This is a genomic window from Methylobacterium sp. J-072 (assembly GCF_022829425.1).
Taxonomy (GTDB): domain Bacteria; phylum Pseudomonadota; class Alphaproteobacteria; order Rhizobiales; family Beijerinckiaceae; genus Methylobacterium.
The window spans coordinates 82,305-106,437 of record NZ_JAKSYK010000174.1 but is presented as its reverse complement, the minus strand read 5'-3'; the positions used below and the strand labels follow the sequence as shown (position 1 = coordinate 106,437).

General features: G+C 68.6%; 23 protein-coding genes. 8 read left to right on the top strand and 15 right to left on the bottom strand.

The annotated features are described in order from the left end of the window. The first annotated feature begins 76 nt into the window (after positions 1-76). The gene (locus tag MKK67_RS20425) at positions 77-940 is read left to right on the top strand and encodes a response regulator (protein ID WP_243968819.1); all 864 of its coding nucleotides are present in this window, start codon (positions 77-79) and stop codon (positions 938-940) included. 21 nt (positions 941-961) lie between these two features. Here the strand turns inward: MKK67_RS20425 and lpdA are convergent, their stop codons facing one another. The 11 genes from lpdA to gloB all read right to left on the bottom strand — a co-directional run bounded on the left by lpdA (position 962) and on the right by gloB (position 13,675). After that, positions 962-2,362 (bottom strand): dihydrolipoyl dehydrogenase, encoded by a 1,401-nt coding sequence (gene lpdA, locus MKK67_RS20420; protein ID WP_243968817.1) that lies wholly within the window; start codon positions 2,360-2,362, stop codon positions 962-964. A 68-nt stretch (positions 2,363-2,430) separates the two neighbouring features. Continuing rightward, positions 2,431-3,180, bottom strand: a complete 750-nt coding sequence (locus MKK67_RS20415) for an SDR family oxidoreductase (RefSeq protein ID WP_243968814.1) — start codon at positions 3,178-3,180, stop codon at positions 2,431-2,433. Between the two features lie 8 nt (positions 3,181-3,188). Continuing rightward, positions 3,189-3,503, bottom strand: coding sequence for a DUF2442 domain-containing protein (locus MKK67_RS20410; protein ID WP_243968812.1), 315 nt, complete (start codon positions 3,501-3,503; stop codon positions 3,189-3,191). After that, positions 3,500-3,754, bottom strand: a complete 255-nt coding sequence (locus MKK67_RS20405; protein ID WP_243968810.1) for a DUF4160 domain-containing protein — start codon at positions 3,752-3,754, stop codon at positions 3,500-3,502. The genes MKK67_RS20410 and MKK67_RS20405 overlap by 4 nt, the downstream gene beginning before the upstream one ends. Positions 3,755-3,807: 53 nt before the next feature. Beyond that, a complete protein-coding gene (gene odhB / locus MKK67_RS20400) occupies positions 3,808-5,148 on the bottom strand; it encodes a 2-oxoglutarate dehydrogenase complex dihydrolipoyllysine-residue succinyltransferase (protein WP_243968808.1) in 1,341 nt (446 codons plus the stop codon). Between the two features lie 93 nt (positions 5,149-5,241). Continuing rightward, positions 5,242-8,232 carry a 2-oxoglutarate dehydrogenase E1 component gene (locus MKK67_RS20395; protein ID WP_243968806.1) on the bottom strand — a complete coding sequence of 997 codons (2,991 nt, stop codon included), beginning with the start codon at positions 8,230-8,232 and terminating at the stop codon, positions 5,242-5,244. 158 nt (positions 8,233-8,390) lie between these two features. Continuing rightward, positions 8,391-9,275, bottom strand: coding sequence for a succinate--CoA ligase subunit alpha (gene sucD, locus MKK67_RS20390; protein ID WP_243968803.1), 885 nt, complete (start codon positions 9,273-9,275; stop codon positions 8,391-8,393). A gap of 2 nt (positions 9,276-9,277) precedes the next feature. After that, positions 9,278-10,474 carry an ADP-forming succinate--CoA ligase subunit beta gene (sucC, locus tag MKK67_RS20385; protein WP_092041743.1) on the bottom strand — a complete coding sequence of 399 codons (1,197 nt, stop codon included), beginning with the start codon at positions 10,472-10,474 and terminating at the stop codon, positions 9,278-9,280. 115 nt (positions 10,475-10,589) lie between these two features. Next, positions 10,590-11,552 carry a malate dehydrogenase gene (mdh, locus tag MKK67_RS20380; protein WP_243968802.1) on the bottom strand — a complete coding sequence of 321 codons (963 nt, stop codon included), beginning with the start codon at positions 11,550-11,552 and terminating at the stop codon, positions 10,590-10,592. 426 nt (positions 11,553-11,978) lie between these two features. Beyond that, complete coding sequence (locus MKK67_RS20375) at positions 11,979-12,596, bottom strand: TetR family transcriptional regulator (protein WP_313899031.1); 618 nt, start codon at positions 12,594-12,596, stop codon at positions 11,979-11,981. 302 nt (positions 12,597-12,898) lie between these two features. After that, entirely contained in the window at positions 12,899-13,675 is a 777-nt protein-coding gene (gene gloB / locus MKK67_RS20370; RefSeq protein ID WP_243968800.1) for a hydroxyacylglutathione hydrolase, read from the bottom strand. Between the two features lie 183 nt (positions 13,676-13,858). Between gloB and MKK67_RS20365 the strand changes: the two genes are divergently transcribed. Then, complete coding sequence (locus MKK67_RS20365) at positions 13,859-14,593, top strand: methyltransferase domain-containing protein (protein ID WP_243968798.1); 735 nt, start codon at positions 13,859-13,861, stop codon at positions 14,591-14,593. Between the two features lie 51 nt (positions 14,594-14,644). Further along, on the top strand, positions 14,645-15,376 hold the full coding sequence (locus tag MKK67_RS20360) for a MarC family protein (protein ID WP_243968796.1): 732 nt from the start codon (positions 14,645-14,647) through the stop codon (positions 15,374-15,376). Between the two features lie 7 nt (positions 15,377-15,383). On the opposite strand, the gene MKK67_RS20355 is transcribed toward MKK67_RS20360, so the two are convergent. Further along, the gene (locus tag MKK67_RS20355) at positions 15,384-16,436 is read right to left on the bottom strand and encodes a hypothetical protein (protein ID WP_243968794.1); all 1,053 of its coding nucleotides are present in this window, start codon (positions 16,434-16,436) and stop codon (positions 15,384-15,386) included. Positions 16,437-17,495: 1,059 nt separating this feature from the next. On the opposite strand from MKK67_RS20355, the gene MKK67_RS20350 reads away from it, so the two are divergent. The 4 genes from MKK67_RS20350 (at position 17,496) to MKK67_RS20335 (ending at position 21,518) form a co-directional block, all read left to right on the top strand. Continuing rightward, complete coding sequence (locus MKK67_RS20350) at positions 17,496-18,332, top strand: ArsA-related P-loop ATPase (RefSeq protein WP_243968792.1); 837 nt, start codon at positions 17,496-17,498, stop codon at positions 18,330-18,332. Further along, positions 18,329-18,766: a hypothetical protein gene (locus MKK67_RS20345; protein ID WP_243968790.1), complete on the top strand. Its 438-nt coding sequence runs from the start codon at positions 18,329-18,331 to the stop codon at positions 18,764-18,766. Before MKK67_RS20350 ends, MKK67_RS20345 begins: the two co-directional genes overlap by 4 nt. A 326-nt stretch (positions 18,767-19,092) precedes the next feature. Next, positions 19,093-20,361, top strand: coding sequence for a GNAT family N-acetyltransferase (locus MKK67_RS20340; RefSeq protein WP_243968788.1), 1,269 nt, complete (start codon positions 19,093-19,095; stop codon positions 20,359-20,361). Further along, the gene (locus MKK67_RS20335) at positions 20,358-21,518 is read left to right on the top strand and encodes a M20 aminoacylase family protein (protein WP_243968787.1); all 1,161 of its coding nucleotides are present in this window, start codon (positions 20,358-20,360) and stop codon (positions 21,516-21,518) included. Before MKK67_RS20340 ends, MKK67_RS20335 begins: the two co-directional genes overlap by 4 nt. Positions 21,519-21,527: 9 nt before the next feature. Here the strand turns inward: MKK67_RS20335 and MKK67_RS20330 are convergent, their stop codons facing one another. The 3 genes from MKK67_RS20330 to MKK67_RS20320 all read right to left on the bottom strand — a co-directional run bounded on the left by MKK67_RS20330 (position 21,528) and on the right by MKK67_RS20320 (position 23,172). Further along, on the bottom strand, positions 21,528-22,082 hold the full coding sequence (locus tag MKK67_RS20330) for a TetR/AcrR family transcriptional regulator (protein WP_243968784.1): 555 nt from the start codon (positions 22,080-22,082) through the stop codon (positions 21,528-21,530). 5 nt (positions 22,083-22,087) lie between these two features. Further along, a complete protein-coding gene (locus tag MKK67_RS20325; RefSeq protein WP_243968782.1) occupies positions 22,088-22,555 on the bottom strand; it encodes a DUF1348 family protein in 468 nt (155 codons plus the stop codon). A gap of 104 nt (positions 22,556-22,659) precedes the next feature. Beyond that, positions 22,660-23,172, bottom strand: a complete 513-nt coding sequence (locus tag MKK67_RS20320) for a helix-turn-helix domain-containing protein (RefSeq protein ID WP_243968779.1) — start codon at positions 23,170-23,172, stop codon at positions 22,660-22,662. A gap of 284 nt (positions 23,173-23,456) precedes the next feature. Here MKK67_RS20320 and MKK67_RS20315 point away from each other — a divergent pair, with 284 nt between their 5' ends. Continuing rightward, a complete protein-coding gene (locus MKK67_RS20315; RefSeq protein ID WP_243968776.1) occupies positions 23,457-24,059 on the top strand; it encodes a PAS domain-containing protein in 603 nt (200 codons plus the stop codon). Positions 24,060-24,133: the final 74 nt, after the last annotated feature.

Below are 24,133 nucleotides of genomic sequence, written 5' to 3'. Positions count from 1 at the left end.
GTTTATTGGGCTGCCTTTTAAGAGCTTCGTCACGATCTCCATCCATTCTCCACATCGGGGAATGGGATTGCCGGGCATGGCCATGGAGCTTGACGAGGCGCGGTCACCCGCACGTGTCGTGATCGCGGATTGCAATGCGGGGCGGCGTACCGCCCTGAGGGCGATCGTCGAGCGCTTCGACCCCCAGGCCGTGATCGACGAGGCGACGTCGGGCCAGGCTTTGTGCGACATCCTTCTCCAGAAACGCCCCAGCCTCGCCTTCGTGGGTCTCCAACTCGAAGACCTGAGCGGACCCGAGGCGGTCGCGGTGGCGCGTCGGGCGGGCGCAGAGCCGCCCTGCCTGGTCCTGGTTGCCACGCGCGTGCTGGCGCATTGGCAGGATATCGCCCAGAGTCTGGGCGCCTACGAGGTGTTGAAGACGCCGCTCGATCCGGGCCATATCGAGCAGCTCCTGCACGCCGATGCCCGCCGCCGGACCCCGACCCGGGCGCTGCTCGCCTGCTCGTCGCCAGCCGGGCGCACGGCGATCAGCCGGGTGGTGGCCCGCAGCGGCTTCGCGATCCAGCTCGAAGAGACCAATTGCGGGCGCCACGCCCTGAGCCAGCTCAAGCTCGGCGCCTACGATTTCGCCTTCATCGATGTGAAGCTCGGCGGCATCGAAGGGATGGAGCTCGCCTGCCAGATCCAGCCCCTCGGCCTCCCGACCCGGATCACCCTGCTGACCACGTCGGAGCTGGAGCCGATCGCCCAGGCTGGGCGCTACTTCGGCGTCGACGCGGTGCTGCGGATGCCGTTCTACGCCCGCGACATCGACCTAGCGCTGCACAACGCACTGGGCCTGCGCCGGCCGTATCTCCTAAACGCGCTCACCGCCCCGCCGGCGCCGAGCGCGCTCCTGCGGATCGCCGACCTTCCGAACGCCCGGCGCAAGATCGCCTGATCCTGCTCCGGGTGCTGCCGCTCAGACGTGGATGGCGCGCTTGGACACGGCCAGAGCCGCTTCCTTGACCGCCTCGGTCAGCGTCGGGTGCGCGTGGCAGGTGCGGGCGATGTCCTCGGACGAGGCGCCGAACTCCATCGCCACCGCGACCTCGGCGATCAGGTTGCCGGCATCTGCCCCGACGATGTGCACGCCGAGAACCCGGTCGGTCTGGGCGTCGGCCAGCACCTTCACGAAGCCCTCCGTGGTGCCGTTCGCCTTGGCCCGGCCGTTGGCCGTGAACGGGAACTTGCCGGCATTGTAGGCGATGCCGTCCTTGGTCAGCTCCTCCTCGGTCTTGCCGACCGAGGCCACCTCCGGGAAGGTGTAGACCACGTTCGGGATCACCCCGTAATTGACGTGGCCGGACTGGCCGGCCAGCATCTCGGCGATCGCGACACCCTCGTCCTCGGCCTTGTGGGCGAGCATCGGCCCGGCGATCACGTCGCCGATCGCATAGATGCCGGTGACGTTGGTGGCGTAGTGGGAATCCGTGAGGATGCGGCCCTTGTCGTCGCGCTGCACCCCCACAGTGTCGAGGCCGAGACCCTCGGTGTAGGGCACCCGGCCGATCGCCACGAGGACGACATCGGCCTGCAGGATTTCCGCCTCGCCGCCCGCGGCCGGCTCCACGGTGACGCTCGCCCCCTTCTTGCCGACCTCGACGCCGGTCACCTTGGTGGACAGCTTGAACTGGATGCCCTGCTTGGTCAGGATCCGCTGGAACTGCTTGCCGACCTCGCCATCCATGCCGGGCAGCACCCGGTCGAGATATTCCACCACGGTGACCTCGGCGCCGAGCCGGCGCCAGACCGAGCCGAGCTCCAGCCCGATCACGCCGGCGCCGATCACCAGGAGCTTCTTCGGCACCCGGTCGAGTTCGAGCGCGCCCGTGGAGGAGACCACCACCTTCTCGTCGATGGTGACGCCCGGCAGGCGCGTCACGTCCGAGCCGGTGGCGATGACGATGCTCTTGGTCTCGAGCATCTGGTTGCCGCCATCCTCGGACACGACCTCGACCCGGCCGGCGCTCGCGATCTTGCCGGTGCCGTGGAAGGTGTCGACCTTGTTCTTCTTGAGCAGGAATTCGACGCCCTTGGTGTTCCCGGCCACGCCTTCTGCCTTGAAGCTCATCATCTTCTTGAGGTCGAGCTTCACGCCGCTGACCTCGATGCCGAGATCGGCGAAGTGCTTGGTCGCCTCCTCGAAGGCTTCGGAGGCGTGGAGCAGCGCCTTCGACGGGATGCAGCCGACATTGAGGCAGGTGCCGCCGTGGGTCGCGCGCTTCTCGACCACCGCGGTCCGCAGGCCGAGCTGCGCCGCGCGGATCGCGCAGACATAGCCGCCGGGGCCGGTGCCGATGACGACGAGATCGTAGGACATGGGAGTTCGCTTCCGGTCGGTCATGCCGCCTGGGGCGGTCGGAGAGAAGGGCGTTTGAAAGGGTGGGGTTAGCGGCCGCCGCCGACATCGAGTATGGCGCCCGTGGTGTAGGACGCCTCCTCGGAGAGCAGCCACGCGATCGGCGCGGCGACCTCCTCGGCGGTGCCGGCGCGGCCCATCGGCACGCCGGGCCCGAGGCGCTCGACCCGGTCGGGCTCGCCGCCGCTGGCATGGATCTCGGTGGCGATGATGCCGGGCGCCACTGCGTTGACGCGGATGCCCTCCCCGGCGACCTCGCGGGCGAGCCCGATGGTCAGGGAGTCGATCGCGCCCTTCGAGGCGGCGTAGTCGACGAACTGGCCGGGGCCGCCGAGGCGGGCCGCCACCGAGGACAGATTGACGATGGCGCCCCCTGCCCCGCCGCGCTTGATCGACATCCGCCGCACCGCCTCGCGGGCGCACAGGAAGCTGCCGACCACGTTAGTGTTCATCATCCGCTGGAGGCGGCCCGCGCTCATGTCGGCGACGTCGGACTTCATGTCGACCACGCCGGCATTGTTCACGAGCGCCGCGAGCCGGCCGAGCCCGTCGGCCGCCTGGAATAGTGCGATCACGTCGGCCTCGTCGCCGACATCGCTGCGCACCGCCAGTGCCGTGCCGCCCTTGGCGGTGATCGCGTCCACCACCGCCTGGGCCGCGGCCGAGTCGGAGACGTAGCTCAGGCAGATCGCGTAGCCGCGCTCCGCCAGGAGCAGCGACACCGCCCGCCCGATGCCGCGGCTGCCGCCGGTGACGATGGCGACGTTGGGTCCGTTCATGGGCTCACTCATGCGGCTGCCGCGTGGGCCGACGCGTAGCGGCTCGCGAGGTCCTCGACGATCTGGGTCTCGATCCGGATCCGCGTTGCGTCGGGGCAGAAATCGATCTCGTGCCCGACGGCGTCGAGGTTCCAGCCGAAGGTCCGCCCGTGATCGCCGACAGCCACCGTCCGGAAATAGGCTTCATCCCTTAGCGGCGCGAAGATCGCGCCCGTCGCGATCGAGTCCGAAAGGTCCAGGATGCCCGCGATGCCGTCATCGAACGTGACGCGGAGAGTCGGATACTGAAGCGGCTCAACGAAGGCGATTCGATGCGACGTCATTCGATCATTCCCCCGTTGTAGCGACCGGCCCGGATCTCTCGCCAGACATAGGAAACCTGTTCGCGGTTCGCATCCAGCCACGCCCGGATGCCCTTGAGTTTCGCAGGCGGCAAAGCCCCGCTGAGGACTTCGCCCGTAACGATCGAAAGCTTCGCCTCCTGGCCGGAAAAGAATGCGTGCAGATGAGGCGGCAAATGATCGTTGAGATAGATCGTGATCCGAACGCCCTCGACGATGGCGATGGTCGGCATCGATCAGCAAGACTTTCCGATCGAGCCCACGATCATTCCCCAGCCAACCCGGATCACAGATCCAGCACGAGCCGGGCCGGATCCTCCAGCGCCTCCTTGACCCGCACCAGGAAGGTCACGGCCTCCTTACCGTCGACGATCCGGTGATCGTATGACAGCGCGAGGTACATCATCGGCCGCGCCTCGATCTTGCCGGCGCGGAACACCGGGCGCTCCTCGATGCGGTGCATGCCGAGAATGCCCGATTGCGGGGCGTTGAGGATCGGGGTCGACATCAGCGAGCCGTAGATGCCGCCGTTGGTGATCGTGAAGGTGCCGCCCTGCATGTCCTCAATGGACAGCTTGCCGTCGCGGGCCTTCTTGCCGAAGCCGGCGATGGTCTTCTCGATGCCCGCGATCGACAGGTCGTCGGCGTTGCGCACCACCGGCACGACCAGGCCCTTATCGGTGCCGACCGCGATGCCGATGTGGTAGTAGTTCTTGTAGACGAGGTCCTGTCCGTCGATCTCGGCATTGACCGCCGGCACATCCTTGAGGGCGCCGATCACCGCCTTGGTGAAGAAGCCCATGAAGCCGAGCTTGGTGCCGTGCTTCTTCTCGAAGATGTCCTTGTACTGGCTGCGCAGGGCCATCACGGCCGACATGTCGACGTCGTTGAACGTCGTCAGCATCGCGGCGGTGTCCTGCGCGTCCTTGAGGCGGCGCGCGATGGTCTGGCGCAGCTTCGTCATGCGCACGCGCTCCTCGCGCGCAGCATCGTCCGGCGCCGAGGGGGCGCGCGGCAGGGTCGGGCGGGCCTCCTTGGCGGGGGCGGCGGCCGGGGCCGGGCTCGGGCCCTTGGAGATCGCGCCGAGCATGTCGCCCTTGGTCACGCGGCCGTCCTTGCCGGAGCCGTTGATGCCCGAGGGATCGACACCGCTTTCCCGGGCGAGCTTGGCCACCGCGGGGCCGTTGTCGCCGGTCGGGCGCTGCTGGGACGCGGGGGCGCCCGCGTCGCCGTGGTTGCCGTAACCGGCTGAGGATTCCTGGGCCGGCGCCTCGGCCTTCGCGGACGAAGCGGGCTTAGGCGCCTCGCTGCGGCTCTCGGCCTTGGTCTCGGCGGCCTCCTTCGGGGCCTCCTTGGCGGCGGCTTTCTTACCGCCGGCGGCCGCGGACCCGGCCTCGACGATCGAGCCGAGCAGCGCGCCGGGCTCGACCGTCTCGCCGTCCTTGACCAGGATCTCGCCGAGCTGACCGGCCGCCGGGGCGTTGACCTCCAGGGTGACCTTGTCGGTCTCGAGCTCGACGATCGGCTCGTCGACCGCGACCGTGTCGCCGGGCTTCTTGAACCAGCGGCCGATCGTGGCCTCGCTCACGGATTCGCCGAGCGTCGGGACGAGGATATCGGTAGCCATGTTGATCTGCACTTCCGGATCGGTTGGGCCGTGCCGGACGGCCTGGAAAGTGGCGGCGGCGGCCTGGGAAGGCCGCCGCCAGGTCCTGGAAAATCAGACCGCCAGCGCCTCGTTGAGGAACGCCTGGAGCTGAGCCTGGTGCTTCGACATCTGGCCCACGGCCGTGGATGCGGAGGCCGGGCGGCCGACGTAGCGGGCACGCTTCACCGCGGAGCCGGCCTGGCCGAGCACCCATTCGAGGTAGGGCTCCACAAAGGACCAGGCGCCCATGTTCTTGGGCTCCTCCTGGCACCAGATCACGTCCGCGTTGCGGAACCGGCCCATCTCGGTGGCGAGCGCCTTGAGCGGGAACGGGTAGAGCTGCTCGACGCGCATCAGGTAGACGTCGTTGAGCCCGCGCTTTTCCCGCTCCTCCAGCAGGTCGTAATAGACCTTGCCGGAGCACAGCACGACGCGGCGGATCTTGTCGTCGCGCACCAGCTTGTTGGGGGCGCCCTCCTCCTCGGAATCGTCCCACAGGACGCGGTGGAAGGTCGAACCCTCGGCCAGGGCGTCCAGCGTCGAGACCGCCCGCTTGTGGCGCAGCAGCGACTTCGGCGTCATCAGCACCAGCGGCTTGCGGAAGTCCCGCTTCAGCTGCCGGCGCAGGATGTGGAAGTAATTGGCCGGGGTGGTGACGTTGGCCACCTGCATGTTGTCCTCGGCGCAGGCCTGCAGGTAGCGCTCCAGGCGGGCGGAGGAGTGCTCGGGACCCTGGCCCTCGTAGCCGTGCGGCAGCAGCAGCACGAGGCCGGACATGCGCAGCCACTTGCGCTCGCCGCTCGCGATGAACTGATCCATCACCACCTGGGCGCCGTTGGCGAAGTCGCCGAACTGGGCCTCCCACAGGACAAGCGCGTTCGGCTCGGCGAGCGAGTAGCCGTACTCGAAGCCGAGCACCGCCTCCTCGGAGAGCATCGAGTTGATGATCTCGATCGAGGCCTGCCCCTCGCGGATGGCGTTGAGCGGCGTGAAGCGCTGCTCGTTCTCCTGGTCGATCACCACGGCGTGCCGCTGGGAGAAGGTGCCGCGCTCGACATCCTGGCCGGAGAGCCGGACCCGGTTGCCGTCGAGCAGCGTCGCCCCAAAGGCCAGGGCCTCGGCGGTCGCCCAATCAATGCCGGCGCCGGTCTCCACGGCCTTGGCGCGGTTGTCCATGAACCGCTGGATCGTGCGGTGCAGATGGAAGCCGGGGGGCGCCTGGGTGATCTTGCGGCCGATCTCCTGCAGGGTCTCGGCCGGCACCGCGGTGCGGCCGCGACGCGGATCGTCGACATCCTCGTGCACGGCCTTGAAGCCGGACCAGCGGCCGTCGAGCCAATCGGCCTTGTTGGCCTTGTAGTTGGTGGCGACGTCGAGTTCGCTGTCGAGCACCTGGCGGAACTCGGCCTTGCGGGAGTCTAGCGCCTCCTGGTCGAGGGTGCCGTTCTCGACGAGCCTGCGGCCGTAGGTCTCCAGCACCGACGGATGCTTGCGGATCCGCTGGTACATCTTCGGCTGGGTGAAGGCCGGCTCGTCGCCCTCGTTGTGGCCGAAGCGGCGGTAGCACAGCATGTCGATCACGACCGGCTTGCCGAACTTCTGCCGGTACTCGACCGCCACCTTGGCTGCGAAGGTCACGGCCTCCGGATCGTCGCCGTTGCAGTGGAAGATCGGCGCCTCGACCATCTTCGCCACATCCGACGGGTAGGGCGAGGAGCGGGAGAAGCGCGGGTCGGTGGTGAAGCCGATCTGGTTGTTGATGATGAAGTGCACCGAGCCGCCGGTGCGGTGGCCCTTCAGGCCCGACAGGCCGAAGCACTCCGCAACCACGCCCTGGCCCGCGAAGGCGGCGTCTCCGTGGATCAGCAGCGGCAGCACGCTGGAGCGCTGGATATGGGGCTTGGCCCACTGGTCCTGCTTGGCCCGGACCTTACCGAGCACCACCGGATCGACGATCTCGAGGTGGGACGGGTTGGCGGTGAGCGACAGGTGGACGTTGTTGCCGTCGAAGGCGCGGTCCGAGGAGGCGCCCAGGTGGTACTTCACGTCGCCCGAGCCCTCGACCTCGGCCGGGGAGGCGGAGCCGCCCTTGAATTCGTGGAACACCGCCCGGAACGGCTTCGCCATCACGTTGGTGAGCACGTTGAGCCGGCCGCGATGGGCCATGCCCAGCACGATCTCGCGCACGCCCAAGGCGCCGCCGCGCTTGATGATCTGCTCCAGCGCCGGGATCATCGACTCGCTGCCGTCGAGGCCGAAGCGCTTGGTGCCGGTGTACTTGAGATCCAGGAACTTCTCGAAGCCCTCGGCCTCGATCAGCTTGTTCAGGATCGCGCGCCGACCTTCGGGGGTGAAGGAAATCTCCTTGTCCTTGCCCTCGATGCGCTCCTGGATCCACGCCTTCTCGGCGGGATCGGAGATGTGCATGAACTCGACGCCGAGCGTCTGGCAGTAGGTCCGCTCCAGGATGTCGACGATCTCGCGGATCGTCGCGAACTGGAGGCCGAGCACGTTGTCGAGGAAGATCGGGCGGTCCCAGTCGGCCTCTTCGGTGAAGCCGTAATGCTGCGGGTGCAACTCCTCGTGGTCGCCGCGTGGCGCGAGCCCCAGCGGATCGAGCTTGGCGTGCAGGTGGCCGCGCATCCGGTAGGAGCGGATCAGCATGATCGCCCGCACGGAATCCTTGGTGGCCTGCTCGACGGAGACGCCGGTGGTGGTGGCGACGCTGTCGACCGGCTTGCCGGGCTTGGGCTCCTTGGCGTCCCGGGCGACGATCTTGTCGCCGATCGCCTTTTCCAGCGCGCCCCAATTGCCGTCGAGCGCCGAGACCAGCTCGCCGTTGAGCGGCACCGGCCAGTTCGGCTTCTCCCAGGAAGCCCCGGCGGCGTTCTTCTCGACCAGGGTCTCGTCCTCGCCGAGCCCCTTGAAGAAGGTCTGCCATTCCTGATCGACCGAGGCCGGATTGCGGGCGTAGGCCGCCTGCAATTCCTCGATGTAGGCGGCGTTGGCGCCGTAGAGGAACGAGGTTTCGAGGAGCGCTTCGTTCACGTCCTGGCGTGCCATGGTCCGTTCATCCTGTCGCGCGGGCAGGCTCTCCTGCCCTTCCGGCGACCCGCTCGCGGGGCGGATCGCCCTAAAATTGAACCGGGGCGGCAGACCGCCCCGTCCCGTCGATATGGGGGTCGCGCGCCTGCGCCGGCCGCGACCCAGACGCGCGGCCCTCAGCCCTTCAGGACTTCGACCAGCGTCGAGCCGAGCCGGGCCGGCGACGGCGAGACGCGGATACCCGCCGCTTCCATCGCGGCGATCTTGTCCTCGGCGCCGCCCTTGCCGCCCGAGATGATCGCGCCCGCATGGCCCATGCGGCGGCCCGGAGGCGCCGTGCGGCCGGCGATGAAGCCGACCATGGGCTTCTTGCGCCCGCGTTTGGCCTCGTCACGCAGGAACTGCGCGGCCTCCTCCTCGGCCGAGCCGCCGATCTCGCCGATCATCACGATCGACTCGGTCTTCGGATCGGACAGGAACAGCTCCAGCACGTCGATGAACTCGGTGCCCTTCACCGGGTCGCCGCCGATGCCCACGGCCGTGGTCTGGCCGAGGCCGGCATTCGAGGTCTGGAACACTGCCTCGTAGGTCAGGGTACCCGAGCGGGATACGATGCCGACCGAGCCCTGCCGGAAGATGTTGGCCGGCATGATGCCGATCTTCGATTGGCCGGCGGTGACGATGCCGGGGCAGTTCGGGCCGACGAGGCGCGACTTCGAGCCAGTCAGCGCCCGCTTCACCCGCACCATGTCGAGCACCGGGATGCCTTCCGTGATGCACACGATCAGCGGGATCTCGGCGGCGATCGCCTCGCAGATCGCGTCGGCGGCGCCGGGCGGCGGCACGTAGACCACCGAGGCGTCGGCGCCGGTGGCCTCGCGGGCCTCCGCGACCGTGTCGAAGACCGGCAGGCCGAGATGGGTCGCGCCGCCTTTGCCGGGGCTGGTGCCGCCGACCATCTTGGTCCCGTAAGCGATGGCCTGCTCGGAGTGGAAGGTCCCGTTCTTGCCGGTAAAGCCCTGGCAGATGACCTTGGTATTGGCGTCGATCATCACCGACATGATCAGGCTCCCTTCACGGCGGCGACGATCTTCTGGGCGGCGTCGTCGAGGTCGTCCGCCGGGATCACGTTGAGGCCGGAGCCCCGGATGATGTCCTTGCCCTCTTCGACGTTGGTGCCTTCCAGGCGCACCACCAGCGGCACCTGCAGGCCCACCGCCTTGACGGCGGCGATGACGCCGCGGGCGATGACATCGCACTTCATGATCCCGCCGAAGATGTTGACGAGGATCCCCTTCACCTGCGGATCGGCGGTGATGATCTTGAACGCCGCCGTGACCTTCTCTTCGGAGGCGCCGCCGCCGACATCGAGGAAGTTGGCCGGGCTCTCGCCGTAGAGCTTGATGATGTCGAGCGTCGCCATGGCGAGACCAGCGCCGTTGACCATGCAGCCGATCGTGCCGTCCAGCGCGATGTAGGCGAGGTCGTACTTCGACGCCTCGATCTCCTTGGCGTCCTCCTCGGTCTCGTCCCGCAACGCGACGATGTCGGCGTGCTTGTAGAGGGCGTTCGAGTCGAACGAGATCTTGGCGTCGAGGCACTTGAGATGGCCGTCGCCGGTGAGCACCAGCGGGTTGATCTCCAGCATGCTCATGTCCTTGGACACGAACGCCGTGTAGAGCTTCTCGGTGAGCGAGGCCGCTTCCTTGGCCTGGGCGCCGGTGAGGCCCAGCGCCTTGGCGACCGCGCGGCCGTGATGGGGCATCACGCCGGTGGCCGGATCGACCGGGATCGTGTGGATCTTCTCGGGCGTGTCGTGGGCGACCGCCTCGATATCCATGCCGCCCTCGGTGGAGACCACGAAGGCGACGCCGCCGGTGGCGCGGTCGACCAGCATCGAGAGGTAGAATTCCTCGGCGATCTGGGCGCCTTCCTCGATGTAGAGGCGGTTGACCTGCTTGCCGGCCGGCCCGGTCTGGATCGTCACCAGGGTCTGGCCGAGCATCTCGCCGGCGTATTGCTTGACCTCGTCGATGGACTTGGTGACCCGCACCCCGCCCTTCGCGCCCTCGGGGGCGCCCTTGAAGGTGCCCTTGCCGCGGCCGCCCGCGTGGATCTGGCTCTTCACGACCCAGACCGGGCCGCCGAGCTCCTTGGCGGCGGCCTCGGCCTCCGACGGATCGAAGATCGCCACGCCGCGGGAGATCGGCAGGCCGAACTCCTTCAAGACGGCCTTGGCCTGGTATTCATGGATGTTCATCGGGGCCTCTTGATGAGGAGCGAGTAGCCAATGGCGGGAAGCGTTCGTCCGGCCTGCGCGGGGACCGTGCCACGGTCCCCGATTCGCAGCGTCGGCGCCGCGTGACGCCCGTTGTTCAGGCGAGGTTGCTGTCGACGCCCTTGCAGGCCTCGATCAGGCCGGTCACCGAGGCGACGGACTTCTCGAACATCGCCTTCTCGGCCGGGTCGAACGTGACTTCGAGGACGCGCTCGACGCCGCCGGCGCCGATGACGATCGGCACGCCGATGAACATGCCCTTCACGCCGTACTGGCCGTCGAGATAGGCGGCGCAGGGCAGGACCCGCTTCTTGTCGCGCAGGTAGCTCTCGGCCATGGCGATGGCGGAGGCGGCCGGCGCGTAGAAGGCCGAGCCGGTCTTGAGCAGGTTGACGATCTCGCCGCCGCCCTTCCGGGTGCGATCGACCATGGCGTCGAGCTTCTCCTGGGTGGTCCAGCCGAGCTTGACCAGATCGGTGAGCGGCACGCCCGCCACCGTCGAGTAGCGGGTCAGCGGGACCATGTCGTCGCCGTGGCCGCCGAGCACGAAGGCGGTGACGTCCTCGACCGAGACCTTGAATTCTTCCGCGAGGAAATGGCGGAAGCGGGCCGAGTCGAGCACGCCGGCCATGCCGACGATCTTGTTGGTGGGCAGCCCCGAGAACTTCTGCAGCGCCCAGACCATGGCGTCGAGCGGGTTGGTGATACAGATCACGAAGGCGTCCGGGGCGTAGCTCTTGATGCCCTCGCCGACCGCCTGCATGACCTTGAGGTTGATGCCGATCAGGTCGTCGCGGCTCATGCCGGGCTTGCGCGGCACGCCGGCGGTGACGATCACCACGTCGGCGCCCTTGATGGCGGAATAATCACTCGCACCCGCGTAGGTCGCGTCGAACCCTTCGACCGGGGCGGCCTCGGCGATGTCGAGCGCCTTGCCCTGAGGCACGCCGTCGACGATGTCGAACAACACCACGTCGCCGAGATCCTTCAGGCCGGCCAGGAGGGCCAGAGTGCCGCCGATCTGGCCGGCACCGATGAGCGCGATCTTGTTGCGAGCCATGTCGGATCAACCTCCGCTGCGTGTCGTCTTCGGTGGGATCGGCGAGGTGCCGGGACCGTTGGATTGTCGGCTCCGACGCGGGATTCGCCGCTCAAGAATCTGCGCGGCTGTGTGGCCGAAAAGCCTCGTCGCTTCAACCCGATGGGCGGTTGCAGACGCGGGCGCTCGGGCCGCGGGAGCGCTCGGATGTCGCAGGCCCGGGCACTGAAATGCCAATGAGGCGAAGGTTTTAGGTGCAGTGCACCGTGCGTCGGCGGTGCGGCAAAGCTCAGATGACAGATCCGAGAGCCTGTCATTTCGCGAATCTAGTGGCTGCCTGCAGGGCTGAATCGCGCCGCCCTGGTGAGCCCTGAAACGCAAACGGCCCGGATGCGATATCCGGGCCGTTCGATGTGTTGCCGACTTCTTGAAGGGACCGTTCCGGCCCTAGAGGATTCCTGACCGCAGGACTCTCTGGATCGCGTGGATGACGGCCCCGAAGCGGGCTTCGATCAGGTCACGCGGCACCTCCGCATCGTGCTGGATCGCCAGCGGATGCGTGAAGCGATAGCTCGCGTCGAAGATGTAGGCGATCGCCCGTTCCCGGTCCCGGGCGGAGAAGATGCCCGAGGTGATGCCCTCCTCGACCACGCGCTCGACCAGGCTGCGCAGGCGGACCCGGTGCCGCCGGGCGATTGGCCGGGCCGAGACCGTGGCGTCGAGATGGACCGCGAACAGGTTCGGCTCGTCGAACAGGGCGTCGCGCTGGACCGTCGCGAGGGCGGTGAGCAGCCGCTCGATCTTGTCGTCGGCCGGATCCGGCGCGTCGGCGATGCCGGCGAGCCGGGCTTCGACCTCGCGCAGCCAGCGGCCCGCCACCGCGTCGAGGAGCGCGTCCTTCGACGGAAAGTAGCGGTAGACGTTGGCGTGCGTCATGCCGGCTTCCGCCGCGACGGCGACAACGGTCACGCGCTTCGGGCCGAGACGGGAGAGATGCTCGGTGGCGATGCCGAGCAACCGCACATCGGCCGCAACCGGCGCGCGGGGACGCGAGGTGGATACCACCTCGCCGGTGTCGCGAAGCGCCTCGGTGGCGTCGGTTCCAGGAACCTTGGACGCAACGCTGAGCGCTTCTTCCTTGGCCCCGTCGGACTCTGGCTTTAGAAACGGAAGCGGAAGGCGGGAGGTGGATAGGTGGTAGGGCGAGACGGACCCCCATCAGACCGGCGGAAGCGTCCCGGCGCTTCGCGTTGACGTTACGGCTTCCCCCCGGGAGCCCGTTGACCTAGCGGATTGGTACCGCTTGCACAGGGTATGTGTCAGTTCGGCTTGAGAACGCAACAAAATTTTCTTGGTTATCACCGTCCTTAGAAGCGGTCCTTCCACGCGCGCAGCGCAACAAACACCGCTTCCGGATCTGTGCCGGGCGCTAAATCGACTGATTTAGCCAAGGTCGGCAGGCTTGCGCGCAGGAAAGGATTGGTCGCCCGCTCCGCACCCAGCGTCGATGGAATCAGGAAGCGGCCCTCGGCCTTGGCTCGCTCGGCCTCGGCTTTGCGCGCCATCAGGTCGCGGTTCTCCGGGTCCGCCGCCAGGGCGAAGCGAGCATTGGACAGGACGTAGTCGTGGCCGCTGAACACCCGCGTGGCGTCGGGCAGAGCCTCGAACCGCTGCAGGGAGCGCCACAGGGTCTCGGGCGGGCCCTCCAACACACGGCCGCAGCCGAGGGTGAACAGCGTGTCGCCGGAGCAGACGATCCCGGCCTCGGCGAACCAGTAGGTGACGTGGTCGGCGCAGTGGCCCGGGGTCTCCCAGACCTGGGCCTTGAGCCCGCCGACCTGCACGGTGTCGCCCTCGCGGACCGTGACATCCAGGTCCGGGACCGCATTCCCGGCCTTGGCGGGCGCCACTACCCGGGCCCCCGTGGCGCGCTTCACCGCGGGGATGCCCTCGATGTGGTCGCCGTGCCGATGGGTGACGAGGATGTCGGTCAGCCGCCAGCCGGTCTCATCCAGGGCCTTCAGGACCGGGCCGGCCTCCGGCACGTCGATCGCCGCGCAGGCACCGGTGGCGGGGTCGCGGATCAGGACCCCGATATTGTCGCTGCGGCACAGGAAGGTTCGGATCTCGGTCTCGGCAGCCATCGGAGTCCCTCGTCAGGAGGCGCGAAGATTCGCACGGCGCGGCGAAGCGCGAAATCTGCTGCCGTGAACCGGCGGCGATCAAGCCGAGTTCCGTCAGCGTAACATCCCGTGATGCTTGCCGTGGGCATCGCGGCCTACCATTGAGTTAGGATCGTCGTCCCGGGCTCGGTGTCCAGTTTCTCCATGCGTCTCGACGTCAACGGTCTGCGGGCCTTCTATGCCAGCCCCCTGGGGGCCGAGACGCACCGCGTCGTCGCCCGCGCGCTCCACGGGTTCCTGGGCTCGGTCTCGGGCCTGCGCGTCCTCGGGATCGGCTACGCGACGCCGTATCTCGGGCCGATCCACTGCATCGCCGAGCGCACCCTGGCGTTCATGCCGGCGACGCAGGGGGTGGTGAACTGGCCGGGGACCGGCCGCTCCTGCACGGCGCTCGCCGACCCGACCATGATGCCGCTGCCCGAGGCCGCCATCGACCGGGTCGTGCTGGTCCACGCGCTCGAATCGGTCGAGAGCCCGACGGAACTGCTGCAGGAGGTCTGGCGCACGCTCACCCCGGGCGGCCGGATGATCCTGGTGGTGCCCAACCGGCGCGGCGTCTGGGCCCGTCGCGAGGCGACGCCGTTCGGGCACGGCCAGCCCTACAGCCGCTCGCAGCTCGGCCGGCTGATGCGCGACACGCTGTTCTCCCCGGAGGGCTGGGCCGAGACCCTGTACATGCCGCCGGTGCGCTCGCGGCTGATGCTGCGCACCGGCCCCGCCTGGGAGCGGCTCGGCTCCGGCCTCGCCCTGCCGTTTGCCGGCCTGCACGTGGTCCACGCGACGAAGCAGCTCTACCGTCCGATCGCCGTCCAGCAGGTGCGCCGCGCCCGCCGCCTCGCCCCCGCACGGGTGTTGGTCCCCGCCCCGTCGCCGGGCTGACGCGCGCGACGGCTGGTCGGCGAAGGCCGCTTGCTCTAGGCGGCAGCCCTGATGAGCATCGATTTCACCATCCAGCAGTTCCTGCTCGCCCTCTCGGGCCTGATCGCGATCGTGAACCCGATCGGCGGGGCCTTCATCTTCGCGCAGGTGACCAGCGCCTACAGCCATGCCGAGCGGGTGCTGCTGTCGCGCAAGATCGGGGTCTACGCCGCCCTGGTGATGCTCGGCGCTCTCTGGGCCGGCACGCCGATCCTCAACTTCTTCGGCGTGACCCTGGCGGCCCTGCGGATCGCGGGCGGGCTGGTGGTGATGTCCTCGGCCTGGACCCAGCTCAACCGGCCCGAGGCCCGTGAGGCGCGCAAGCAGGCCGAGGCGTCGGGCTCGAAGGATCGGGTTTCCAAGGATCCCGGTTCGACGACCCTGATCGAGACCGGCCGGGACCCGGCGCCGGGACCGCTGGCCGAGATCGCGTTCTTTCCCCTGACCCTGCCGTTCACCACCGGGCCCGGCACCATCGCGGTGGCGATCACCCTGGGGGCGAACCGGCCCGCCGCCTACGCGGATCGGTTCGGCTTCTTCATCGGCGTCACCCTCGCGGCGCTCGTCGTGGCCCTGGCGGTGTCGCTGATCTACGCCTCGGCCGACCGGGTGGTGGCGCTGATCGGCCCGGCCCGGGCGCGGGTGACCGGGCGCCTGTTCGCCTTCCTGCTCCTGTGCGTCGGGACCCAGATCCTGATCACCGGACTGACCGACGTGTTCGCGCCGCTGATCGCGGCGCGATGACGGACCCTCAGATCACCGGTAGCGTACCCAGCCCGCCGAACAGAGCCGCGTGGCCGGCGTAGTAGAGGAAGAGGAAGACCGCGAGGGCCGCCCCGTACCAGGCCGGTGCCAGCACCACGTGCCGGGCGCGGACCGCCATCCGGACATCGTCGGCGGCGATGCCGAGCAGCACCACGATGATCCCGGAGTGCCCGATCGCGTCGACCTTGCCGAACTCGAACACCGCCGAGACGAAGATCGCTGCCAGGATGATCGCCGCGACGCGCCGCACCAGCGGCGTCCAGAGCAGCGCGAAGGCCAGGGTGAACTCGATGACGCCGGCGGCCTGCATGAACAGCTCGGGGGTGGCGCCGAGCGTCATCTGCGGCTTGGCGGCCAGCAGGGGGGCGGTCCATTCCGGATAGGCCCACTTCTCGATCGATGCCCACATCAGCGTGATCGCGGCGGTCCAGCGCACGAGGTCGAGGGGGCGGATGTCGAAGGGCGCGAGGTCGAGGCCGCGGCAGATCAGGTAGACGGCGACCCCGAGGAAGATCGGATAGTCGGCGAGGTGGAACACGCCGTATTGCGCGGTGGCGAAGCTGAACAGGAAGACGATGCCGAGGCCGGTGAGCGGCATGGTCCGCCGCCAGATCAGGCAGGCGGCGAGCGCCAGCTGGAACCACGGGATCCAGGCGACGTCGGTCTTGAGTTCCGGAGTCAGGATGATGCCGCCCAGATCCCAGAGCGAGACGAAGAAGAAGCCGAGGGTGGCCCGGACCAGCAGCTCGGTGTCGGTCCGGATCCGGCTGGTCACCCGGTCGAGGGCGTTGAGCAGGGCGCCGCCGAGCGGCGTGCCCTCGGCGAGGCACCCGAACATCAGGCACACCAGGGCGAGCACGGTCAGCCCCTCGAAATTCGTGCAGAGCACCTGCTCGAGGCCCTGCGGCTGCCCGGCGACGTCGTAGGCGCAGAACCACTTGACGTGGGCCTGAGCCTCCCCGGTGGCCGCGAGGCTTGCGACCCCGGCCGCGGCGAGGGTGTATCCGGCGGGAGCGCGCTTAGTCTTGAATGCTAGCATCGGAGCCTCGCCGGTGCATGTCGAACCGTGGTTACCGGCCTATTTAGATAGATTAATAGGCTCTCCGCCAATGGTTTATTAACGAATATGAGTGGAAGGTTAACGCTGTGGATTTCGCTCGAAAACGGCCGAATTCCAGTTGATCCGCGGATTCGCGGCCTGACTTCAGGATTGACGGCCCGCGTCTGATCGCGCGTTCGGCAGGCGGCCGCGGATGGGTGCCGCGATCCGAGAAGAACCTGACAGTGCACGTCGCGCCGCCGTCCCAGGTTGCGCCCGGTGCGGTCCACGCCCGGATTTTCATCGCCGCCCACCCGCGACGCCGCTGATCGGCCCGGAATGCGCCTCGACCGCCGATGGTGAGAGCACCCCGCCTCGAGGGCCGGATCGCAATCTCAGTCGAATCGATGATTATTCGTCTTCGACGGGCGTTTATCAGAGTTCTTTGAAGTCGTGTGCGACGCATATTGGTCGAAAATCCGTTTATTATGGCAATTGATGCGGCTGAAATGCGAAAGTTTTATGGGAATGATTCTCCGGTTTGGCGATCATAACAGCGGATAAGCTGTCAACATCTTTGCTCTGAGGCTTGCCTCTCGCCTTCAGCTGGGCGAACTCTCGGCCCTGCGCGACGCTGGCGAGACGAAGACCAGATCGGGTCTCGCCGCGGCACCGAGCCCGCAACGGAGTGCGAGTTGTGAAGAGGGCGACGTTTCCGGTTTCCGGCCTGCCCGGCGTGAGGCCCGGCCGGGGCATCATCCTGCGGCCATACGCGGCCCTGGCCTCCCGTCGGTCCGGGCTCGGCCCGCTTCGGCGCGGTGGGTCTCGGATCGCGGCGGCCGGCGGCGTCGACCCCCGGCGCGCGATCGGATCGGCGGCTTGAGGGGCCCCTGCCCTCTTGTGCGCAGCCGCGTCGTCGGCCCCCGGGCGCCGTCGCGGGACCGGATCCCCGCGGACCCACCCCACGAACCCTGACACCCCTGCAGGACCCTGCCCGCGCGCCGCAGCACCGCGCGCGTGGACGCCGCCCTGCGCCCTTCAAGCCAAGGAGACTCATTGATGACCGATGCCACGCAGCTCAAGGTTCCGGCCTGGTACAGCCCGACCGAGCTTCAGGAGATCCAGCAGGATCTCCTCGGGCCGGGGAACACGAAGGTCCTGATCCTGTGCCTCGGCGGCAAGGGCGGCGTCGGCAAGACGACCATCGCCCTGCAGATCGCCGATCTCGCCGCCGAGGTCGGGCCGGTCCTGGCGATCGACACCGATCCGGCCAACCGGCACTTCCACACGGCGCTGATGCGCGAGACCGAGCCGGGCAGCCAGAACTTCGTGCCGCGCCGTCCGGGCGTGTCCTCCTTCCGGCAGCGCCTGCGCGCGGAAGATTCCACCGGGCGCGTCGACCCGACCCTGGTCCAGGACCTGATCGAGCGCGTGTCCGACGCCGCCGAGCGCTTCGTGGTGGTCGACTTCCCGGCCGGCGACACCGAGACGACCCGGCGCAGCACCGAGATCATCGTCGAGAGCTGCCGCGAGGAGAAGATCCGCCTCTGCGTGGTCGTGGCCGCCGGCGCCGTCGATCCCACCGCCCTGGACGTGCTGCGCGAACTGCGGCCGCTGCTGCTCGAAGCCGACCGGGCGATCCTGGCCAAGAACACCGCCCAGGCGACCAACTTCGACTACCTGGAAGCCTCCGACGTGGTCCGGCAGCTGCGGGCGCAGCCGAACTTCCGCGCCACCGAGATCGAGCGGATCGGCGAGCGGCTGATCGAGGCGCTGCGGATCCAGCACACGACTTGGCTGGAGCTGGCCACCACCGCGCCGATGCGCCTGCGCGTCGAGGCGCGGCGCCTGCGGCGCAACTTCCACACAGCCTGGCGCGAGGCCTTCCGTCCGTGAACAACCTCGAGCGGTTCTACCGGACGGTTCACGGCCGGGAGCTCCTGCCTTGGGAGCGGCAGCTCGCCGTGCGCGTCGCAGCCGCTCTCAACACCACCACGGACGACGACTTCGTCGTCCACCTGCTGCTGCTGTACAACGCCACCCACGTCATCAGCGAGATGCACAACGAGCTGGTCGCTTCGAGAGATTCGCTCTCTCAGAGCAACCGGGAACTCGTCCACGACCTGTCGATGGAAGTGCGGCGCAACACCCGGACGGTCTACGTCCTGCTCGGCGTGGTGGTGGCGAGCGTGCTGGGGAGCGTGTGGATCATCCTCAGCCTCGCGAACCTCTCCCATCAATACGCAGTCGGCGAGGCCCGCATCGCCGCCGCCCTGCAGGCCATCGAGCGCCGGGCGCCCAGCGTACCCCAGCCGGGGCTGGCGCGCTGATGATCGACGTTGAACGGCCGTGATGAACCAAGCGGCGGGGCGCCTCACATTACGCCCGTTCGTAAAAATGGAGCCTCTGCCCAGGGCTGCTGTTTCGAGCTGCTGACAGCTGAGCGAGGAGGTGTGCGGGGCCTGATCCGCCGCGATGACCGGCAGGATAACCGAGCAGAACGGTCCGCTGCGGTGCCGATTTCTTCACCCTCATCGACACCGATCGCTCCGGTAGACCGAAGGGTGTGACGCCGCCGCCCATCTGACAAGCCTGCCATGGTAGCCGCGCGCATCCGCCCGCTTGCTCGTCCGGCTGCCCCGGCTAGATTGGGCCCATGAAGCAAGCACCCGGGCCGGCGCCGGAGACCCCCACGCTCACCGTGCGGGCGATCACCGGCTTGAAGGAGATCGGCGCAGCGGCCTGGGACGCCTGCGCGTTCTCCCCCGAGACCCTGGCGGCGGGCGACGAGACCCACAACCCGTTCGTCTCGCACGCCTTCCTGTCGGCGCTGGAAGATTCCGGCTGCGTCTCGCGCAAGACCGGCTGGCTGCCCCTCCACATCTCCGTGGAGCGTGACGGCACGCTGCTCGGCGTGGCGCCCTGCTATCTGAAGTCGCATAGCCAGGGCGAGTACGTGTTCGATCACGGCTGGGCCGACGCCTACGAGCGGGTCGGCGGCTCCTATTACCCGAAGCTTCAGGTGAGCGTGCCGTTCACGCCGGTCACCGGCCCGCGCTTCCTGATCGCCCCAGGCGCCGATCCGGACGAGGCTACCGCTGGCCTCCTGGCCGGCCTGAGGGCGCTGCGGGGCGAGACCAAGGCGTCCTCGATCCACGTCACCTTCATGCGCGAGGCCGAGTGGGACCGGGCCGGGGCCGCGGGCTTCCTGCAGCGCACCGACCAGCAGTTCCACTGGGAGAATGCCGGCTACGGCAGCTTCGACGATTTCCTGAATGCCCTCGCGTCCCGAAAAAGAAAGACCATCCGCAAGGAGCGGCGCGACGCGCTCGCGCCCGGGATCACGGTCGAGCACCTGACCGGCGCCGACATCACCGAGGCCCATTGGGACGCGTTCTACGCCTTCTACATGGACACGGGCGCGCGCAAATGGGGGCGCCCCTACCTCAACCGCCGGTTCTTCTCGCTCCTGTCCGAGCGCATGGCCGACCGGGTGCTGCTGATCATGGCCCGCCGGGACGGCGCCTACATCGCCGGGGCGATCAACCTGATCGGCGACACGGCACTCTACGGGCGAAACTGGGGCTGCATCGAGGACCACCCGTTCCTGCATTTCGAGGTCTGCTACTATCAGGCGATCGATTTCGCGATCCGTCGCGGCCTGAAGCGGGTCGAGGCCGGGGCGCAGGGGGAGCACAAGCTCGCCCGCGGCTACCGGCCGGTGCTGATGCACTCCGCCCACGACATCGCCGACCCGGCTTTCCGCAGGGCGGTGGCCGATTACTTGCAGCGGGAGCGCGCCCACGTCGCCGAGGCGGTGGACGTCCTCGACACGCTCACGCCGTTCCGGCGCACCGAGGCGGACGCGGTCTGCGAGGATGCGGCGCCGTCCACGTCATCGTCCCCCGAGAGCCCGACCACATGAGCCCGATCGACCATATCAAGACCTATGCCGATGAGCTGACGGCCCTGCGCCGCGACCTGCACGCCCATCCGGAGCTCGGCTTCGAGGAGGTTCGCACCGCCGGCATCGTCGCCGACCTTCTGGAGCAGTACGGTTGCGAGGTGCATCGCGGCGTCGGCGGCACCGGCGTGGTCGGGCTCCTGAAGGGCCGCACCGACAACGGCCGCCGGATCGGCCTGCGCGCCGACATGGACGCCCTGCCGATCGAGGAGGAGACCAACCTCCCCTATCGCTCCACCTACGCGGGCAAGATGCACGCCTGCGGCCATGACGGCCACACCACGATGCTGGTGGGCGCCGCGCGCTACCTCGCCGAGACCCGCGCCTTCGACGGTACGGCCGTCTTCGTGTTCCAGCCCGCCGAAGAGGGCCGCGGCGGCGCCCGGGCCATGCTGAAGGACGGGCTGTTCGAGCGCTTCCCCTGTGACGAGATCTACGGGCTGCACAACCAGCCCGGCGGCGGTCACGGGCGGATCAAGCTGCGCCCGGGGGCGCTCATGGCGGCGGCCGACTTCTTCGACATCAACATCCGCGGCAAGGGCGCCCACGCCGCCCATCCGCACGGGGGCATCGACCCGATCGTGATCGCCACCGGGCTCGCCCAGGCGCTGCAGTCGATCGTCTCGCGCAACGCCGACCCGCTGAAGTCGATCGTGCTGTCGATCACCCGGATCTCGGCCGGCTCCGCCTACAACGTCATCCCGGAGACGGCCCAGCTCGCCGGCACGATCCGCACCTTCGATCGGGAGCTGCGGGCGCTCGCCGGGACCCGGATGCGCGAGCTCGCCGCGGGCTTCGCGGCCGCCTACGGCGCCGAGATCACGGTCCAGATCGAGGACAAGTTCTCCGTCCTGGAGAACGCGCCCGAACAGGCGGCCGCCGCCACCGCGGTCGCGACCGAGCTCCTCGGGCCCGACCAGGTCGAGGCGAACGCGGCCCCGAAGATGGGCAGCGAGGATTTCGCCGACATGGCCCAGGCAGTGCCGGCCGCCTATGTCTGGCTCGGCTCGAACCCCGGTCCGGGCCTGCACAATGCCAGCTACAATTTCGACGATTCGGTCATCCCGATCGGCAGCGCCTTCCTGGCCCGGATGGTCGAGAGTCGCACCGCCGCCTGAGACGCGGCCTCAGCCCGCTGCGGTCGCGATCCGTGACCGCAGCGCGGCCAGCGCGCGGGTGAAGACCGCCGGCTCGTCGAGCGCCCGCGCCAGCACGATCGCCCCCTGGATCTGCGCGACGACCTCCTCCGCCAGCGCCGCGCTCGCAGCCGCGTCGTGCCCCGTGCGCCGCAGGGCGTCGGCCAGGGCGGCGACCCAGCGGACGAAGTAGCCCCGCACCGCCTCGGCGAACAGGTCGCGGCCGCTGCCGAGCGCCAGGACGCCGACAAGGCAGACCCGCCGTCCGGACCGGAAGTAGGTCTGAACGGCCTCGAACATGGCTGAGATGGCCGTCTCGGGCCGTTCCGCCTCGCGCAGCGGGCGGTACAGGTTGGCCTCGAACCAGGCGTCGATCTCGGCGAGCACGCAGGCCGCCATCTCGGCCTTGCCCCCCGGGAACAGGTGATACAGGCTGCCCTTGCCCAGGCCGGTCGCCCGGCTGATCAGCGCCAAGCTGGCACCTTCGTAGCCGTGCTCGCGAAAGACTTCCGCGAGCGCCGGCACCGTCTCGGTCCGCCCCGTCACCGCGGCTAGAGGCCGAGATCGCTCAGGCCGGGATGATCGTCGGGGCGCCGGCCGAGCGGCCAATGGAATTTCCGGTCGGAGGCGGCGATCGGCAGGTCGTTGATGCTGGCGATCCGGCGGCGCATCAGCCCGTGCGCGTCGAACTCCCAATTCTCGTTGCCGTACGAGCGGAACCATTGCCCGGCCGCATCGTGCCACTCGTAGGCGAAGCGCACCGCGATCCGGTCCCCGCCGCAGGTCCACAGCTCCTTGATCAGCCGGTACTCGCGCTCGTGCGCCCATTTGCGCTGGAGGAACGCCACGATGGCCTCCCGCCCCGTCAGGAACTCGCTGCGGTTCCGCCAGACGCTGTCCGGCGTGTAGGCGAGTGACACCCGCTCGGGATCGCGCCCGTTCCAGGCATCCTCGGCCATCCGGGCTTTTTGGGCAGCGGTCTCCGCGGTGAAGGGCGGAAAGGGCGGGCGGTCCGACATGGGCGTGTCCTCGCTGTTTGTACCGATCGGTACAAACTTGGACGCGTGGCTTTGCCAAGTCAACGGGAATGGCGCCCGTGATGGACGCCTGACGCCATCCGCGATCATGGCGGCGCTGGATCCGCGTTGCGGGCCCGGTAGGCGGCGGGCGCGGCGCCGATCATGCGCCGGAACATGGATGCGAACGCGCTGGGGCTGTCGTAGCCCAACGTGAGGGCCGCTTCCGTCACCGAGCCGCCTCCGACCAGCATGGGCAGCGCGGCCAGGACGCGCGCCTGTTGCCTCCAGACCGAGAACGGAACCGCCAGGTCTCGCTCCGCCAGCCGCGCAGCGTCCGACCCTCCGAATGGAACTCGACATCGCTTCGCATCGGTCGCTCCCTGAAACACCGGGGCATCGTGCCGGATCGTCCATAGGTCGGCGCTGCGGAACCGGTCAAAAGCCGCTTCGTATCGGCCAACGCGCCGTTTCGCCCGATCCCCCGCCCCGCCGTCGACAGGCAAGCCGATCGGTGCGACTTTGGCGTTCAAAGTCGCGCACCATGACCCGCCGAAGCGGGCAGGACGATCGGGGAGGCCTATGGCGCCGGAAATACGGGAATCGCGGGCCGCGCTCATCCTGCTCGCCGTCGTCGTCGGGGCAGTGCTGGCGTTCGGGGCGTTTACCCTCATCACGCAGATCGGCTGAAGCCTCGCCGGAAAGTACAACCTGCACGCGTTTGCGGATCAGATAGAACAGGCAATTCTGCCCTCCGATCGGCCGAAATTGTCTCTTTCGGTCAGTAGAATGACCTGCACAGAAGCTAGGTTGCGGTGTTGAGTTAACCACCTCTTAATTCCATCATGGGTTGTATAGCGACGAAAGATGCGTGCGAGGGGCACGCCGGTTTCGGAGATCGCCCATGGTTGTCGACGCGATCAAGCGCACGCGCGGCCTGCCGGTCGATCTGCCCGCGGCCCTCGACGCGTCCGGCGTCATCGGTGCCTGGTCGTGGTCGCCCCGCTCCGATCGCTGCATCCTGGATGCCGGCGCCGCGGAGGTGCTGGCGGGCGATCCCGGCCTCGCCGGCCGCCCGATCCCCCTGGAGATCGCCCGATCCTGCATCCATCCCGAGGATCGGCCCGCCGTGGTGCGCCACTTCCAGGCGGTGTGCGAGCGCGGCGGCTTGTTCGTGGCCGAGTACCGCACGCTGTCGCCGTCCGGACAGGTCCGCTGGATCCTCGACCGCGGCCGGGTGCCGGCGAGCGCGTCGAGCCGGCGGACCGGGCACGGCCTGATCATCGACGTGACCGACGATCGGCGCGAGGACGAGGCGGATGCTCCGGCGCGCGTCGAGCCCCTGGACGCGCTCTCGGTGGCGATCGACCGGGCCCTCGAGTGCCGCGATGCCCTCGACGGCGTGGCGGATTCGGAGCTGCAACTCCTCGTGGATATGCTGCTGCTGCGCCTCGGGCAGAGCATCGCCAAGACGCCCGCCGGCAACGGGGGCCGGCGCGGTCACTGAGCGGTCGGAAGCTAAGCGTCTCGCGGCGTGGAGCGACCCGGCCCGAAGCCGGATCGCCAGAGCCGTTCCCGATC

Bases quoted from the DNA above. Each gene is read 5' to 3' on its own strand.
- MKK67_RS20425 (WP_243968819.1), top strand. From the start codon at position 77: ATGGCCATGGAGCTTGACGAGGCGCGGTCACCCGCACGTGTCGTGATC.
- lpdA (WP_243968817.1), bottom strand. From the start codon at position 2,362: ATGTCCTACGATCTCGTCGTCATCGGCACCGGCCCCGGCGGCTATGTC.
- MKK67_RS20415 (WP_243968814.1), bottom strand. From the start codon at position 3,180: ATGAACGGACCCAACGTCGCCATCGTCACCGGCGGCAGCCGCGGCATC.
- MKK67_RS20410 (WP_243968812.1), bottom strand. From the start codon at position 3,503: ATGACGTCGCATCGAATCGCCTTCGTTGAGCCGCTTCAGTATCCGACT.
- MKK67_RS20405 (WP_243968810.1), bottom strand. From the start codon at position 3,754: ATGCCGACCATCGCCATCGTCGAGGGCGTTCGGATCACGATCTATCTC.
- odhB (WP_243968808.1), bottom strand. From the start codon at position 5,148: ATGGCTACCGATATCCTCGTCCCGACGCTCGGCGAATCCGTGAGCGAG.
- MKK67_RS20395 (WP_243968806.1), bottom strand. From the start codon at position 8,232: ATGGCACGCCAGGACGTGAACGAAGCGCTCCTCGAAACCTCGTTCCTC.
- sucD (WP_243968803.1), bottom strand. From the start codon at position 9,275: ATGTCGGTGATGATCGACGCCAATACCAAGGTCATCTGCCAGGGCTTT.
- sucC (WP_092041743.1), bottom strand. From the start codon at position 10,474: ATGAACATCCATGAATACCAGGCCAAGGCCGTCTTGAAGGAGTTCGGC.
- mdh (WP_243968802.1), bottom strand. From the start codon at position 11,552: ATGGCTCGCAACAAGATCGCGCTCATCGGTGCCGGCCAGATCGGCGGC.
- gloB (WP_243968800.1), bottom strand. From the start codon at position 13,675: ATGGCTGCCGAGACCGAGATCCGAACCTTCCTGTGCCGCAGCGACAAT.
- MKK67_RS20365 (WP_243968798.1), top strand. From the start codon at position 13,859: ATGCGTCTCGACGTCAACGGTCTGCGGGCCTTCTATGCCAGCCCCCTG.
- MKK67_RS20360 (WP_243968796.1), top strand. From the start codon at position 14,645: ATGAGCATCGATTTCACCATCCAGCAGTTCCTGCTCGCCCTCTCGGGC.
- MKK67_RS20355 (WP_243968794.1), bottom strand. From the start codon at position 16,436: ATGCTAGCATTCAAGACTAAGCGCGCTCCCGCCGGATACACCCTCGCC.
- MKK67_RS20350 (WP_243968792.1), top strand. From the start codon at position 17,496: ATGACCGATGCCACGCAGCTCAAGGTTCCGGCCTGGTACAGCCCGACC.
- MKK67_RS20340 (WP_243968788.1), top strand. From the start codon at position 19,093: ATGAAGCAAGCACCCGGGCCGGCGCCGGAGACCCCCACGCTCACCGTG.
- MKK67_RS20335 (WP_243968787.1), top strand. From the start codon at position 20,358: ATGAGCCCGATCGACCATATCAAGACCTATGCCGATGAGCTGACGGCC.
- MKK67_RS20325 (WP_243968782.1), bottom strand. From the start codon at position 22,555: ATGTCGGACCGCCCGCCCTTTCCGCCCTTCACCGCGGAGACCGCTGCC.
- MKK67_RS20320 (WP_243968779.1), bottom strand. From the start codon at position 23,172: ATGAGCGCGGCCCGCGATTCCCGTATTTCCGGCGCCATAGGCCTCCCC.
- MKK67_RS20315 (WP_243968776.1), top strand. From the start codon at position 23,457: ATGGTTGTCGACGCGATCAAGCGCACGCGCGGCCTGCCGGTCGATCTG.